This window comes from Bradyrhizobium sp. C9, from assembly GCF_002532045.1.
Taxonomy (GTDB): Bacteria; Pseudomonadota; Alphaproteobacteria; order Rhizobiales; family Xanthobacteraceae; genus Bradyrhizobium.
The window spans coordinates 19194-33702 of sequence record NZ_NWTG01000015.1; the positions used below are offsets into that span (position 1 = coordinate 19194).

Sequence of the window (14509 nt, forward strand, 5' to 3'; positions counted from 1 at the left end):
GCGCAAGGTCCTCATGTCGTGTCGATGGCGACCGGCACCAAATAATTTGTGTCGCTGCGATGCGCTGGGCAGGATGATGGAAACGCTGCGGGTGCAGTGGGCGCCTACGCACTGATCTGACCGCGCCAGTACCGTGGCTGCAACTTGCGCGAGCAAGTAAGCAATTGCGATTGAACGGATTTCGGCTTCCGTCGCAAAATGCGAAGCCAAGGTTACCATGTCGCGAGAATGCTAAAGTATGGCCCACAAACGGCGCACATATTCGATGTCGTCCTGGCGAAAGCCAGGACCCATTACCCCAAATGTCAGTTGCGATGCGACGCTGGGGCCACGGCCCGTCTCTCAACAAATATCGGTGGTTATGGGTTCCTGGCTTTCGTCAGGACGCCGATTGGGCAGATGGCGGCCTCGTAATCTCTACCGTGAGGCCCGCGCGACGGCGAAGACTTTGCGCGGGCGTGACGGGACGGATAGCTCCGCGCAATCTTGGACGTTCATTCCAATCCCTAAAGATACCAGGCCAGTACCGCCTTGAGCCGGGCATTCTCGATCACCGGCAGCGCGACCACCTGGTTCATGCCGGAGCTACGCGCCAGGTTAGCCGCGATCGATTCATCCTGCTTCAGATGTTCGGTGAGTGCGGGCATGCCGGTCGCCCATGCGCCGCCGATAGAGCCTTCGCCGCGGCCGATCGTCTTGGCCGCATAGAGCGCGGCGAGATCGGGCTGCTCGCTGCAATCGCCGGAGTGGAACACCAGCGCCGACCGCTCTTCGTTCGGCACCCAGATCTCGAACCGGCGTGCGATCGGCGTCGCCTGGGCCGACAGCAATGTCACCACCCAGGTCTGGTCGCCGGTCGTGTAGGGGATGCCGACGCCGCAATTGATGCCGATCTCGGACGCGTCTTCCGAGCGCAGGAATCCCTTGGAATTGTGCAGGTCCTTGATGATCAGCGGCATGCCGGCCTTCCAGGTCCGGCCGGGGAGGCCGAAGCCGCGCGGGAATTTGGTGTGGCGCGAGTTGAACTCGAACATGTCGGCGGTGCCGTAATAGCCGTCGACCAGCGCCATCTCGTGGGATTTGTCGGGATCGTTGTGCCAGAGCTCGATCGCGCCGACATGCCGCCTGTCGTCACCGCAGAGCAGCACCATCACTGCCATCAGGAATTCGCCGGCAAACACCGGCAGCGCGACGGCGCAGGTCAGGCCGGCCTCGCGCGCCTCGTCGGTTCGCTTGAAACAGGAGTTGGCGAATTTGGTCAGGATGACCGGATGGCCGCTCGCCCAGGCCTTGCCGGGAAGGCCCTCATCATAGGCGAACAGCGCGTGCTCGCTGACCGCCTGGAATTCGGCGAACTCGGAGCTGTGGAGGCTACCGCCGAATTCCAGCCGGGTCCGCGTTAGATCGGGCACCCACAGTTCAACAACGCGAATGAAGGTTTTCATCACACGCACCTGCCGTCTCGCCGACGGCTAGCATCGGCGATGTCACGGCAAAATGTGCGCTCAAATAGCGGGCAAGCGACGCCCAAAGTTGATGCGAAGGCGCGATTTCGTCTCAGTCCCGGTACGACGGATCGGCGCGGTCGAGCTTGCGCAGCAGCGCCGGCCAGGCCAGTTCGCCGTTGCGCGCGGCGCGGCCGGGCTTGGGCAGCATCCGCTCATAGGTGTCTTCGAGGATGTTCTGCGGCGGATAGATCAGCTTGGTGTTGCAGGACAGCGCCATCACCTGGGTCTGGCAGGCGCGCTCTAGGCGGAACAGCACGTTGAAGGCGGCGGGCACGGTGCGGCCGACCACTAGGAGGCCATGGTTGCGCAGGATCATCGCCTCGTTGTCGCCGAGGTCGCGGACCAGCCGCTCGCGCTCATCGACATTGTCGGCGATGCCTTCGAAGTCGTGATAGGCGATGTGCAGGAAACGCATCGAGGTCTGCGCCAGCGGCAGCAGGCCGCATTCCATCGCCGACACCGCCATACCGGCCGGAGTGTGGGTGTGCGCGACGCAGGCCATGTCGTGCTTGGCCATGTGGATGGCGCTGTGAATGACGAAGCCGGCGACGTTGACGTCGTAGTCGGTGGCGTTGAGCAGCGTATTGCCTTCGACGTCGACCTTGATCAGGCTGGAGGCGTCGATCTCGTCATACAGCATGCCGTAGGCATTGATCAGGAACTGGTCGGTGGTGCCGGGCACGCGGCACGAGATGTGATTCGCGATCATCTCAGTCATGCCGTACATCGCCGTGAGGCGATAGCAGGCGGCGAGATCGACAAGGGCCTGCCACTCCTCGGCGCTCACCTGCTCGCGAACGGATTTCACGACCTTGATCGCGGGCGAGCTGACGGGGGGATTCATGGCGTTCTCTCCTTGAGATGTCTGCGAGGCCGGAGCCCGATTGTTGGCGCGGACCATAGCAGAATCCGCACGGCGGCAAGCGGCGGCGCGCCTGCTTATTTGCAGGTCTGGCGGGCAAAAACCGAATGCGGCATTGGCGCGCCGCGCCTTCGATGCCAGTATGCGGAAAAACAGTCGAGGCGCACAAAATGAGCGAACGCAAGATTCGTATTGCAGTCCTGCATTTCTCCCACGAAACCGTCTCGTTCCTGCCGAACGAAACCACGCTCGACGACTTCATCTATCCGGGCTCGCCGGCGAAGGGCGAGGCGCTGCTGCAGTTCGATCCCAAGAACTACATGGGCGGCTTCGTGCAGGTGGCGCGCGAGTTCTCCGAGGTCGAACTGGTCGGCATCGAATCCCCGCTCTGGCCGAAGACCTATACCGGATCGGGCTGGATCACCCAGGAAGCCTACCGGACTTTCACCGGCAAGATGATTGCCGGGCTCAAGGAGGAGGGACCGTTCGACGGGGTCTATCTGTGCCTGCATGGCGCGATGGCTGTACGGGACGTGGCGCGGCCGGAGGCCGATCTGGCGCGGCAGGTCCGCGAGGTGGTCGGCCGCTCCGCCTTCATCGCCGCGACCTTCGATCCTCATGGCAATGAGGACGAGGCGTTCCTCGAGCAGGCGGACATGGCGTTCGCTGTCAAATATTTCCCGCACTATGATGCGCATCTGCAAGGCGAACGGGCGGCGCGGATGCTGGTGCGGGCGATCCGCGGCGACTACAAGCCAACGCATAAGACCATCAAGGTTCCGGTGATCTCGCCCACCGTGCTGCAATGGACCGGCGCGCGTCCGTGGATGGATCTGGTGCAGCGCGCGCTAGTGTGGGAGGCCCGCGAGGTCGACGTCTACGTCAACATCTTCTTCGGCTTTCCGTTCGCCGATGTTCCCGATGTCGGCATGACCGTGCAGGTCCTGACCAACGACAACCCGAAGCTCGCCGAGCAAATAGCGCGCGACCTCGCCGGTACGATCTGGCGGCTGCGCGAGGCGCTGCTGCAATCGACCAGGCTGCACAGCATCGCCGAGGGCGCAGCACTGGCCAAGCAGGCCGTCGCCGATGGCAACACGCCGGTGGTGCTGGCCGATCACAGCGACCGGTCGGGATCGGCGACCTGGCTGCTGCGCGAGATCATCGCGCAGGACCTCGCCAACACGGTGATCGCCACGATTGCCGACGCAAGAGCGACGGCAATCCTGAAGGCGGCCGGCGCCAAGGCCGGCGATGCCTTCGACATGGAGATCGGCGGCCGCGCCGACGATTCGGCGGGTGATCCGGTCCGGATTCAGGGCACGATTTCGGCGGCGGGTGACGGATACGGGCAGTTCTGGGTCTGCGTGCGCTTCGGCCGCAACAATGTGCTCATCCTCTCCACCTATCTGGTGCAGGTCATGGAGCCGTTCTCGCTGAAGGCGCTGGTGCCTGACATCGGCAGCTTCGATGTGATGGCAATCAAGTCGCGGGTGCATTTCCGGCGCGGCTTCGACGACAATGGCTTTGCCAGGACGATCCTGCTGGTCGAGCCGGACCAGCCGTTCCTCGGCACGACGCGGCTGGACAAGTTGCCTTACAGGAATGTCGACCTCACGCGGTTCTACCCGTACGGCAATCCCGCGTTCCCGGAGGCGGCGTCATGACCGAAGGCCGCTACCGCCTGATCGGTTCGACCGCGTCACCCTATGCAATCAAGCTGCGGGCGCTGATGCGATACCGGCGGATTCCGCACGACTGGATGATCATGACCAAGGCGTTGCGCGCGGCGACCGCGCATCTGAAGCCGATGCTGATCCCGGTGCTGCAATATCCGGACGGCAGCTATCGCGGCGAGACCACGACGCTGGCCTACGATCTGGAAGCGCGTCATCAGGGGCGGTCGGTGATACCGCAAGATAAAGCCGTCGCCTTCGTCTGCGATCTGCTCGAGGATCTCGCCGACGAATGGGCGGTGAAGCCGCTGTTTCTCTATCGCTGGTGGGATCCCGAAGATCAGGCCTATGTCTCGCGCTGGGCCGGCGAGGAGTGGTCGACGTCGGACGCCGAGGCCGGCAGCCGCGCGGAGATCGAGGAATTCCGGCAACGGCAGATCTCGCGCATGGTCATTCTCGGCGCGACCGAGGAGAACCGTCCGCTGCTGGAGGAGAGCTATCGGCGGACGCTTGCGGCGTTCGAGCCGCATGTCGGCATGACGAATTATCTGTTCGGCAGCCGGCCGTCGCTGGCGGATTTCGCCTGGTTCGGCCAGCTCAGCGAGATGGCGACAGATCCGACCCCGATGCGGATCATGCGCGAGCGCGCGCCGTTCACCGACCACTGGGTGCGGCGGCTCGATGATGCGTCCGGTGTCGAGGGCGTCTGGTATCCGCGCGAGCAGGCGCTCGGCGGGTTCGCCGAGGCGCTGCTGTGGATCGCAGGCGAGCTCTATCTGCCGTTCCTCACTGCCAATGCGGATGCATTCGCGAAAGGCCTCGAGCGGCTCGAGATCAACGTCTGGGGACTGCCTTATGCGCTGGCGCCGTTCAAATATCAGGTCAAGTGCCTGCAGCAGCTGCGCGAGAAGTTCGCCGCGCTGGATGCAGGCGATCGCGCGGCGTTGAAGCCGGTGCTGGAACGCACCGGATGTTGGGCGATCCTGAATGGGGGCTGATCGATCACGGACGGCAACCAGGTTCAAGACGGCGCGAGCTTAGGTCCGGTGCCTGCTCCCGAGTGCGGCGGCAACCGATTCCGGATGCCTGATCCGCTCGATCAGCATGTCGATGCGGTCGCCGCCCCAGAACAATTCGCCGTTGAACACCATGCTGGGCACGCCGAACACGCCGAGCGCTTCGGCCTCGTCGATGATGCGGTCGTGTTCGGTGCGGGCAGGCCCACGAACATAGGCCTCGAACGCCTCAGTGGAACCGCCAATCGCGGAGATCACGCCTGTAATCTCGGACAGCTCGTCGATCTCCAGCTCGTGGTTCCAGAATCTCTGGAACACCGTGTCATGGTAAGGCCGGAACAGCCCATGATGCTGCGCGAACAACATCCCGGCGCTCGAATAGAACGCGTCGTAGATCCGGCGCGGGCCCTTCATGGTCAGCCCTTGCGCGTTGGCGAACCGCCGCGCATCCATGTAGGAGTAGCGCACCTTGCGCCAGAAATGCGGCGTGCGCGCCTCGACCGTGCCCATGAACTCAGGAATGCGAAGCGTGTAGGGCAGCCACTCCAGCTCGACGCCAAGGGTGTCCTCGAGCTCGAACAGCCGCTTGTTGGCGACATAGGCGTAGGGAGACTTGTAGTCGGTGTAGATGCGTACGCGCGGCTTTTCGATCATTGTTCCTCACCTGTCGGGACAATTGTTCCCGATCCAGTGCGGTGGCGCAATGCGGGCGAGGAGGGAGAGACGAGGGAGAGATAGCGCGCAAACGAATGGGCCCCGGTGCATTCAAGCATCGCGGGGCCCTGCTACTTCGTTTTAGCGAAGGATCTCTGGTGTAGACCAGTGGTGTTTCGGGACCTAAAAGCGCTTGGCCTTTGCGCTCTCGTCCTGCGGATATGTTCAGATTGTCGGCAGTGCACGCGGCTAGCAGCTGCTGTTCGCCTCAACGTGCACCGAGACCTTGCCGAGCAAGGTCGCTGGCTTTCGCCGGTGGCGTCATGCTCCTCTCCAAGGGTGGGCCGACGGACCTCTGTCCGCTTCTGCTGCCTGGCGACCGATCCCATAATCGTCCGTCAATTCCTGCGACGCCGGGAGCAGGCGCTCCCGCACCCCAACAGGTGCAGTCATCGAAATGCTGCGGCAGATACGGCCTGCTGTCAAGTTAACGAGCGGAGTATTTCAGGTCAGGAGTCCTGTCGCGACTTGGTCTTTCGATACTGGGTGAAGTCCGGATCGTGCGTCATTTTCCAGTAGTCGACGAACCGCCACGGCATCGCCGAGAACACCCGGCCGCTCCTGTTGCGGTAGTAGGTCGTCATGCCCGGATGCGTCCAGATCAGCTGCTCATGCTCGGCATCGACATTGCGGATGTATTCGTCATGTGCATCGGGATGCACGTCGATCGCAGCGATATCGTTCTCGATCATCTCGACGAGGCAGGCGGAGATGTAGCGGCTCTGGCATTCCGACTGGAAGATCACGCTGCCGCCATGCGCAGGTCCCGAGTTGGGGCCAAGCATCAGAAACAGATTGGGGAAGTCAGGCACGGTGAGACCGAGATACGCGGTCGGATTGTCGTCGCGCCACGCCTGCTTGAGGGTCTTGCCGTCGCGCCCTGTGATGTTGAGACGCGCCGCCATCTCCGAGACCTTGAAGCCGGTCGAGATCACGACGACGTCGTGTGGCCGCGATGAGCCGTCGGCCGTGACGATACCGTCGGCCGCGAAATGGTCGATCTTGTCGGTGACCAGCTCGACATTCGGCCTCGTGAGCGTCTTGAACCAGTTGTTGTCGAGCAGGATGCGCTTGCCGTAAGGCGGATAGGTCGGCATGCACTTCTCGATCAAATCGGGGCGGTCCTTCAGCTCGGAGAGGATGAAGTCGGCCAGTTCCCGGCGATGCCGGTCGTTGCCCTTGTTGACGGCGCGGTCCGGATGCGGCCAGGCCGGATCCTTGCGCAGGAATGGCAACAGCCCGTCGCCGTAACGCCAGAACATGTTGAAGCGGTACCACTGCACATAGAACGGGAGATGGGCGAGCAGCCACTGCGCACCTTCGGTGATCGGATCGGAATAGCCCTTCACCGGCCGCGCCCACTGCGCGGTGCGCTGGTAGACGGTGACCGAGGCGACGCGGTCGGCGATCGACGGCACCAGCTGCATCGCGGTCGCGCCTGTACCGATCACAGCGACATGCTTGCCGTCGAGCTTGATATCGTCGGACCACAGTGCTGAATGAACCTTCTGGCCAATGAAATCCCCGTCTCCCTTGAAGGAGGCAGGCGAGGGATCGTTGAGCTGCCCGATCGCGCTGACCAGCGCGGTGGACTCGAAGGTCTCCTCGCCGTTCGCGGTCTTCAGCGTCGAGATCCAGCGGCGCTTGCCTTCATCCCAGCGCGAAGCGACGAGCTCGGTCGAGAGGCGGACGTGCTCGCGGATGCCGTATTCGCGCACGACCTTGAGCAGATAGTCGAGCAGTTCCTGGCGCTGCGCGAAGTAGCGGGTCCATGGGTTGCGGGCGCCGAACGAGAAGGAATAGGAGTGGTTCGGCGTATCGACGCCGCAGCCGGGATAGCGGTTGACGTACCAGGTGCCGCCGATCTCGTCCTGCTTCTCGACGATGGTGTAGGGAATGCCGAGCCGCCCGAGCGCAACCCCGAGCGCGATCGCGCAGACCCCGGCGCCGACGATCAGCACGTGCTGCTGAGCCAGCCTCGCCTCGGATGGGCGTTCGCGCCAGTGCGCGTCGCGGGATACGAACCCCATCTCTTCCCGCATCAACGGTGCGTATTCCGGTGCGACGTGCTCGCCGAGCGTCGCGCGCATCATCCGCAGCATCAGCTCATCGCCGGGATCGGTGATGACGGGTTTCGGCGTTCCGTTCGCGAACAGGTTCAGCACGGCGGCGCGGATCTCGTCCTGGATCTCCTTCGGCACGCCGGCGTCCGGATCGGGGATCAGGCGGACGTCGCGCTTCGGCTTGTACGGCGGCTCCAGCCACTTCTCGTCGCCGGTCATGTGCACCAGCACCATCAGCAGCACGCGGATGTCGCCCTCAGCGATCGCGGAGGACAGATCGAGGTGTTTGCGCGAAAGCTCGATATTCATGCGGTGTCCTCAGCTCGCCGGTGCGTCCGGGAGGCCGCCATAGGCGGCCCAGGTGGTGCCCACTATGTAGCCGGCATCGACCGGCAGGTTGATGCCGGTGACGCCGCTGCTCTGCGGCGAGAGCAGCCAGGCGATCGCCTGAGCCACTTCCATCGGCTCGACCAGCCGGTTCATCGCAGTCGGGCGGGCCAGCAGATCCTTGTTCAGGGCGCCCGACGCGATGCCCGCCTCGAGCGCCACCGTGCGGGTGAAGCCGGGCGACACCGCGTTGACGCGGACGCCGGAACGGCCCCATTCGGCGGCCAGCGTCTGCGTGATCTGGATGACGCCGGCCTTCGCCGCGGTATAGGCGTGGATCGGACCCGACGTCATGCCGGCCACCGAGGCGACGTTGACGATCGCGCCGTGCCGCCGCTTCGCCATGCCGATGCCGACGCTACGCGCGACCAGGAAGGTGCCGCGCAGGTCGATGTTGACCTCGCGGTCCCATTGCTCCATCCGCACCCGCTCGATGGTGTGCATCTTGCCGAAAACGCCGGCGGCGTTGACGAGGCCGGTGATCGGGCCGTGTGCCTTCTCGATGTCGGCGATGCCGGTGACGACGGCGCCTTCGCTCGCGACGTCGAACGGCGCCGGCCAGAGGATGGCGGCTGTTCCGGCCAGCGGCTCAGGCGCGATGTCGACGATGACCACGCGATGGCCCTGATCGGCAAGCAGTGTTGCGGTCGCAGCGCCGATGCCGCGGCTGCCGCCGGTGACGAGGATGGTGCCGTCGGCGCTCATGACTTCTTTCCCTTGTCGCTCGTGGTGAACAGGCCGCGCGTGACCAGCTTCTGGTAGGCCGTGATGACGTAGTCGGGCACGGCGGTGACGCCCTGCTCGGAATAGGAATAGCGGCGGCTGAGATAGCCGCGCGCTCCCATCAGGACCTGGACGATGGCCTCGAATTCCTCGTCGCTGAAGGTGTTGGTGGCGCCCGCGGCCCGCGCTCGCTGCAGGATCCGGACATAGGCATTCGAGATGTTGTCGAAATGCTTCTGATAACCGATCGGCGCGAAGAATTCGGCCTCGTTGAGGATGCGGAGAAACTCGGGGACCTCGCGGATGAAATCGAAGAAGGCGCTGAAGCGCTCGACCTCCTGCCGTGCTTCGTTGGCGGTGCCGGTGCGCGCATGGATAAAGCGGACCATGTCGATGCCGATCTTCGGTAGTAGCTGGTCGAGCAGTTCCTGGCGGTTCTCGAAGTGATTGTAGAAGGTGCCTTGCGCGACGCCGGCAGCTTCGGTGATGCGGGCAACCGAGGCTTCGGCGTAGCCGTATTTGCCGACGACCTTGGTCGCGGCGTCAAAAATTTTCTGCTTGGTCCAGGCGTTGCGCTCGACACGGTTGAGTTTTGTCACTTTGGCGGATGTCGCTTGCGTCATGCGGTGGCCTCGAGTTCGGTGCGGAGCACGCGTTTGAGCACCTTGCCGGATGGATTGCGCGGAAGGCTATCGCGGATGATCAACTGCCGCGGCACCTTGAAGCCGGCGAGCCGTGTCCGGCAGAATTCGGTGAGCTCGGGCAGGTCGAGCCCTGCGTCATCCGCTAGCACCACGATGGCGACCGGCTTCTCGCCCCAGCGGTCGTCGGGCAGGCCGATCACCGCGACTTCGCGCACCCCGGGGATTTCATAGATGACGCGTTCGACCTCGGAGGAGGCGATGTTCTCGCCGCCGGAGATGATCATGTCTTTCTTGCGGTCGGTCAGATAGAGGAAGCCGTCGTCATCGAGATAGCCGACGTCACCGGTACGGAACCAGTCACCGAAGAAGGCGGATGCGGTCTTCTCGGGATCCTTCCAGTAGCCTTGCGTGACCTTCGGTCCGCGCAGGCAGATCTCGCCATTCTGCCCGGCGGGCAGGCGCTTGCCGGCGTCGTCGCGGATCTCGATCTCGACATGAGCGATCGCGCGGCCGGTCGAGCCGATCTTCTCGATCTCGCGGCCGGCGTCCATGAAGGTGTCGCCGCCGCAGCTCTCAGTGAGCCCGTAGGCATCGATGTAGCGCGCGTTCTTGAAATAGTCAGAGAAAGCGCGGATGCGGACCTCCGGTGTCTTCTCGCCGCCGCCGATCGCCCATTGCAGGCTGGAGACGTCGTAACGTTCGCGGTTCGGGCAGGTCAGGAGGGCCGTGGTCATGACCGGCGCAAACCACGCCGCGTTCAACTTCTCGCGCTCGATCGCGGCCAGCGCCGGTTCGGGCTCGAAGGTGCGGTGAATGCACAGCATGCCGCCGTGCCAGAGCACCGCGATGCCAGGCAGGTCGAGCGCGCCGACATGATAGAGCGGACCGACGACGAGCAGCCGCGTGTCGGCGCTCAGCCCAAGCACCAGGGTCTGGTCGGAGGATTTCCAGTAGATGTTCTCGTAGGTGAGCATCACCCCCTTGGGGCGATCCGTCGTCCCCGAGGTGTACATCAGGCGCATCAGATCGCGCGGCTGGCGCACATGGATCGGGGCCGGGGCGATGTCGGGAGCAAGGTTGGTGACGCTCGACTGCGCGACTTCACCCAGCAGCACCACCGGTGCGCCACCGGCCGCGATCGCGGCATATTCCTCATCGGCGACCAGCAGTCGCGCGCCGGAATTGCCAACGATGTAGCCGACCTCATCGGCCGATAGGCGATAGTTGATCGGCAGGAACACCGCGCCGATATGGCTGGTCGCAAACACCAGTTCGAGAAAGGCTGTGCTGTTCTTCATCAGGACGGCGACGACTTCGCCGGGCGCGACCCCCTGCAGCGCGAGCCAGCTGCCGACCTGCCGGATCCGCAGATCAAAATCGGCGTAGGAGATGTCCTCGCCGCGATATTTCAGCGCACAGCGGTCCGGAGTCCGTCTGGCATGAAATGCGATGAAGCTGGAAAGATTGATCATTTGCCGTCCGCCGGGCCAATTCTGGCGCCGTTTTCTCCCTAGATGAATTATGAGTCGTAATTCATCTTTGGCTTGACGTCACCCCCCTTGCTCTGAAAACATTGCGGCCATGGAGACGGAACGATCTCCGCAAGGGATTTTGGGAACGCGAACCCGACAGGGAGGGGAATATGACGAGGACCCGGAAACCGGGCATCAGCCGGCGCTCGACGCTTGCGCTGATGGGCGCCGGTGCGGTGACCTTTGCTGCGCCTTGGGTGGCGCGCGCACAGGCCAAGACCATCAAGATCGGCATGCCGACCATTCTGTCCGGTCGCGTCGCGCAACTCGGCACGTCCTCGCGCAACGCGGTGATGCTGGAGGTCGAGAAGGTCAATGCCGCCGGCGGTCTTGCCGGACGGCAGATCGAGATGGTGATCCGCGATTCCAAGGGACAGCCGCAGGAAGCCGCGCGTATCGCGCGCGAGCTCGTCAACACCGACGGCTGCGAGATGCTGCTCGACGGCGAGGCGTCGTCGGGATCGTTCGCGGTTCACGAGGTGGCGCGCGATCTCGGCGTGCTCTGCATCCATACCTGCTCGGAGGCATCGTCGCTGACCGCCGATCCCAAGCAGCACATTCCGAACGCCTTCCGCTGCGTGCGGCAAGGCATTCATGATTCGATCGTCGGCGCCGGCTACGCGGCAGGGATCGCCAAGGCCAAGGGCCTGAAGAAATGGGCGACCTGTTCGCCCGACTACGCCTATGGCCGCGACACCACCGGCGAGTTTGTGCTGTACCTGAAGAAGTTCGCGCCCGATGTCGAGATCATCAGCGAGTCCTGGCCGAAGCTGTTTCAGCCGGATTACACCGAGGTCGTGACCAAAATCCTGCAGGCCAAGCCGCAGGCGCTCTATTCCTGCCTGTGGGGCGGCGATCTCACCTCCTATATCGATCAGGCCAACATCTACGCGATGTTCACACAGATGGAGGTGTTCGCAGTCAACATGGCCGACTACACCGCGCTCACGGTGGTGAAGAACCTGCCCAAGGGCATCCACTCGGGCGACCGCTACATCAAGACATTCCCGCCGACGCCGGAGAATGCAGCCTGGGGCGATGCCTACAAGGCGAAGTATAACGAGTACCCGACCAACTGGTCCTGGCAGAACGCGACGGCGGTCATGTTCCTCAACGAGGCCGTCAAGAAGGCGAACTCGACCGACGGCAAGAAGGTCGCGGAGGCCCTCACCGGGCTCACCATCAAGTGCCCGTTCGGCGCCGACGGCACCGTCACGATGCGCGCCGACGACCACACGCTGGTCGGCTACGCGATCGGCTGGGGCACCACGATCCCGCAGGAGCCCTACGTGCCTGACGTGAAGGCCGGGGACTGGAAGACCATCTTCGAGCTCGAAGCCGAGTGGAAGAAGAGCAAGGGCTACACCTGATCCGCATGCGAAGCGGAGGCAGCCAGTTGTCTCCGCCTAGCATCTGATGTTTGTCGCGCGCCGGCGTTGCGGCCCGCCGTAATGGATGATTCTCGTGGACCTCGACGCGCTCGCCAGTTGCCTCGCCAGTCCTGCATGTCTGGTGACGCAGACCACCAGCGGCCTGATCATCGGCATGCTGCTGTTTCTCGTCGCCGTCGGGCTGACGCTGATCTTCGGCGTGCTCAAGGTGGTCAATTTCAGCCACGGCGCCTTCTACATGTTCGGCGCCTATTTCGCGATGACGGCCTACCAGCTCACCGGCAGCTTTGCGCTGGCGATCCTGAGCGGCGCCGTCGGCACCGCGCTCCTCGGCCTGATCTTCGAGCGCGCCTTCATGAGCCGCGTCTACGGCCGCGACGTGCTGATGCAGCTTCTGGTCTGCTATGCCTTCGTGCTGATCTTCGACGATGTCGTCCGCATGATCTGGGGGCCTGAATTTAGGTCGATGGGCATGCCGGCCGCATTCCAGGTGCCGCCGCTGTTCATCGCCGGCGGCGTGGTGCCGCCATACTACCTGCTGCTGATCGGGGTGGCGCTCGCGGCCGCGGTGGTTCTCGGGCTGGGGCTGGCGCGCTCCAGGATCGGCAAGGTGATCCGTGCAGCCGCGCACAATCCGGGGATGGTGTCGGCGCTCGGCATCAACACCGGGCTGATCTATGGCGGCGTGTTCGCGCTCGGCGGCATGCTGGCAGGGCTGGCCGGTGCGCTTGCCGCCCCCGTGCGCTCGCTGACGCCGGGCATGGGTTTCTCTGTCCTGATCGAGTCCTTCATCGTCACCGTGATCGGCGGCATGGGCTCGATCCTTGGGGCCTTGATCGGCGCGCTCCTGATCGGCCTGATCCGCTCGTTCGGATCGCTTGGCTTCCCGCTGTTCACCGAGGGGTTGATGTATCTGTTCATGGTGATCGTGCTGGTGTCGCGTCCGACCGGCCTGTTCGGCAAGGAGGTCGCATGACCGAGTTGCAGGCAGGCCAGGGCGCGCAGCCCCTCGAAGTGCCCCGGATCGACGCCAGGCCGCAGCGCTATCGCGATCTGCTGATCGCGCTCGCGGCCTTTGTCCTGCTTGCACTGCTCCCGATGATGTTCGGCAGCAAGCAGCTGCTCGACTTCGTGATCCGCTGCGCGGCCTACGGCCTGTTCGCGACATCGCTCAACCTTCTGGTCGGCTACACCGGCCTGATCTCGTTCGGGCACGGCATGTTCTTCGGCCTCGGCGCCTATGGCTTCGGCCTCATGATGCAGAAGACCGGCGTGCCGATCCCGGTGGCCTTTGTTGCCACGCTGGCGATGACCTTCGTCATGGCCGTCGTGATCGGCGCCATCTGCGTGCGACTGAAGGAGATCTATTTTGCCTTTGTCACGCTGGCGTTCCAGATGCTGATCCACTCCACCATCCTGTCGTGGCAATCGCTGACGGGCGGCGACCAGGGCCTACGCGGCGGCATTCCGCGGCCGCCGTTCCTCGGCATCGACCTCTCGAACCATCTGCATCTCTACATCACGAGCTGCGCCCTGCTGGTGATCGGGCTGCTGCTGATGCGGCAGATCGCGCAGTCGCCGTTCGGCTACACGCTGCGCATGATCCGCGACAACGCCACGCGGGCGAGCTTCATCGGCATCGACGTCTGGCGCGCCAAGCTTGTGATCTTCGTGCTGGCGGCGCTGTTCGCCGCGACCGGCGGCATCATCATGGCGCTGTTCGTCTCTGGCGCCTATCCGGAGTTCGCCTACTGGACGATCTCGGGCGAGGGCATCTTCATCAACATGCTCGGCGGCGTGACGACCTTCCTCGGGCCGATGGTCGGAACGGTGCTGCTGCTGATCCTCAACGACACCGTCACCCGCCTGACCGAGTATCACGGCATCGTGCTCGGCATCGTGATCCTGTTCTTCGCCATAGGCCTGCGAAAGGGCTTGATGGACTTCGTCGTCGAATGGTTCGCCCAGCATCGCGGCGAGGGGCGCGGTTAGC

At 63.9% G+C, this 14509-nt stretch carries 12 protein-coding genes; 5 read left to right on the forward strand and 7 right to left on the reverse strand.

Annotation, left to right across the window (positions count from 1 at the left end; all coding sequences use genetic code 11):
- Nucleotides 1-506 precede the first annotated feature (506 nt).
- Together CO675_RS25885 and CO675_RS25890 are read right to left on the reverse strand one after the other, a co-directional pair.
- Complete coding sequence (locus tag CO675_RS25885) at nucleotides 507-1445, reverse strand: GAF domain-containing protein (RefSeq protein ID WP_097674778.1); 939 nt, start codon at nucleotides 1443-1445, stop codon at nucleotides 507-509.
- 112 nt (nucleotides 1446-1557) lie between these two features.
- A complete protein-coding gene (locus tag CO675_RS25890; protein ID WP_097674667.1) occupies nucleotides 1558-2352 on the reverse strand; it encodes a class II aldolase/adducin family protein in 795 nt (264 codons plus the stop codon).
- 188 nt (nucleotides 2353-2540) lie between these two features.
- On the opposite strand from CO675_RS25890, the gene CO675_RS25895 reads away from it, so the two are divergent.
- Both CO675_RS25895 and CO675_RS25900 read left to right on the forward strand, forming a co-directional pair.
- Nucleotides 2541-4037, forward strand: a complete 1497-nt coding sequence (locus CO675_RS25895) for a M81 family metallopeptidase (protein ID WP_097674668.1) — start codon at nucleotides 2541-2543, stop codon at nucleotides 4035-4037.
- Complete coding sequence (locus CO675_RS25900; RefSeq protein WP_097674669.1) at nucleotides 4034-5044, forward strand: glutathione S-transferase N-terminal domain-containing protein; 1011 nt, start codon at nucleotides 4034-4036, stop codon at nucleotides 5042-5044. The genes CO675_RS25895 and CO675_RS25900 overlap by 4 nt, the downstream gene beginning before the upstream one ends.
- A gap of 39 nt (nucleotides 5045-5083) precedes the next feature.
- On the opposite strand, the gene CO675_RS25905 is transcribed toward CO675_RS25900, so the two are convergent.
- The 5 genes from CO675_RS25905 to CO675_RS25925 all read right to left on the reverse strand — a co-directional run bounded on the left by CO675_RS25905 (nucleotide 5084) and on the right by CO675_RS25925 (nucleotide 11065).
- A complete protein-coding gene (locus CO675_RS25905; protein ID WP_097674779.1) occupies nucleotides 5084-5713 on the reverse strand; it encodes a 2-hydroxychromene-2-carboxylate isomerase in 630 nt (209 codons plus the stop codon).
- A gap of 512 nt (nucleotides 5714-6225) precedes the next feature.
- Nucleotides 6226-8148, reverse strand: a complete 1923-nt coding sequence (locus CO675_RS25910; protein WP_097674670.1) for a flavin-containing monooxygenase — start codon at nucleotides 8146-8148, stop codon at nucleotides 6226-6228.
- Nucleotides 8149-8157: 9 nt separating this feature from the next.
- A complete protein-coding gene (locus CO675_RS25915; RefSeq protein ID WP_097674671.1) occupies nucleotides 8158-8931 on the reverse strand; it encodes an SDR family NAD(P)-dependent oxidoreductase in 774 nt (257 codons plus the stop codon).
- Nucleotides 8928-9572, reverse strand: a complete 645-nt coding sequence (locus CO675_RS25920; protein ID WP_097674672.1) for a TetR/AcrR family transcriptional regulator — start codon at nucleotides 9570-9572, stop codon at nucleotides 8928-8930. The genes CO675_RS25915 and CO675_RS25920 overlap by 4 nt, the downstream gene beginning before the upstream one ends.
- Nucleotides 9569-11065 (reverse strand): AMP-binding protein, encoded by a 1497-nt coding sequence (locus CO675_RS25925; RefSeq protein ID WP_097674673.1) that lies wholly within the window; start codon nucleotides 11063-11065, stop codon nucleotides 9569-9571. Before CO675_RS25925 ends, CO675_RS25920 begins: the two co-directional genes overlap by 4 nt.
- Nucleotides 11066-11235: 170 nt before the next feature.
- Between CO675_RS25925 and CO675_RS25930 the strand changes: the two genes are divergently transcribed.
- The 3 genes from CO675_RS25930 (at nucleotide 11236) to CO675_RS25940 (ending at nucleotide 14508) form a co-directional block, all read left to right on the forward strand.
- Nucleotides 11236-12495: an ABC transporter substrate-binding protein gene (locus tag CO675_RS25930; RefSeq protein ID WP_097674674.1), complete on the forward strand. Its 1260-nt coding sequence runs from the start codon at nucleotides 11236-11238 to the stop codon at nucleotides 12493-12495.
- Nucleotides 12496-12589: 94 nt separating this feature from the next.
- Nucleotides 12590-13492, forward strand: coding sequence for a branched-chain amino acid ABC transporter permease (locus CO675_RS25935; RefSeq protein ID WP_097674780.1), 903 nt, complete (start codon nucleotides 12590-12592; stop codon nucleotides 13490-13492).
- Nucleotides 13489-14508 (forward strand): branched-chain amino acid ABC transporter permease, encoded by a 1020-nt coding sequence (locus CO675_RS25940; protein ID WP_097674675.1) that lies wholly within the window; start codon nucleotides 13489-13491, stop codon nucleotides 14506-14508. Before CO675_RS25935 ends, CO675_RS25940 begins: the two co-directional genes overlap by 4 nt.
- The last annotated feature ends 1 nt before the right edge of the window (nucleotide 14509 follow it).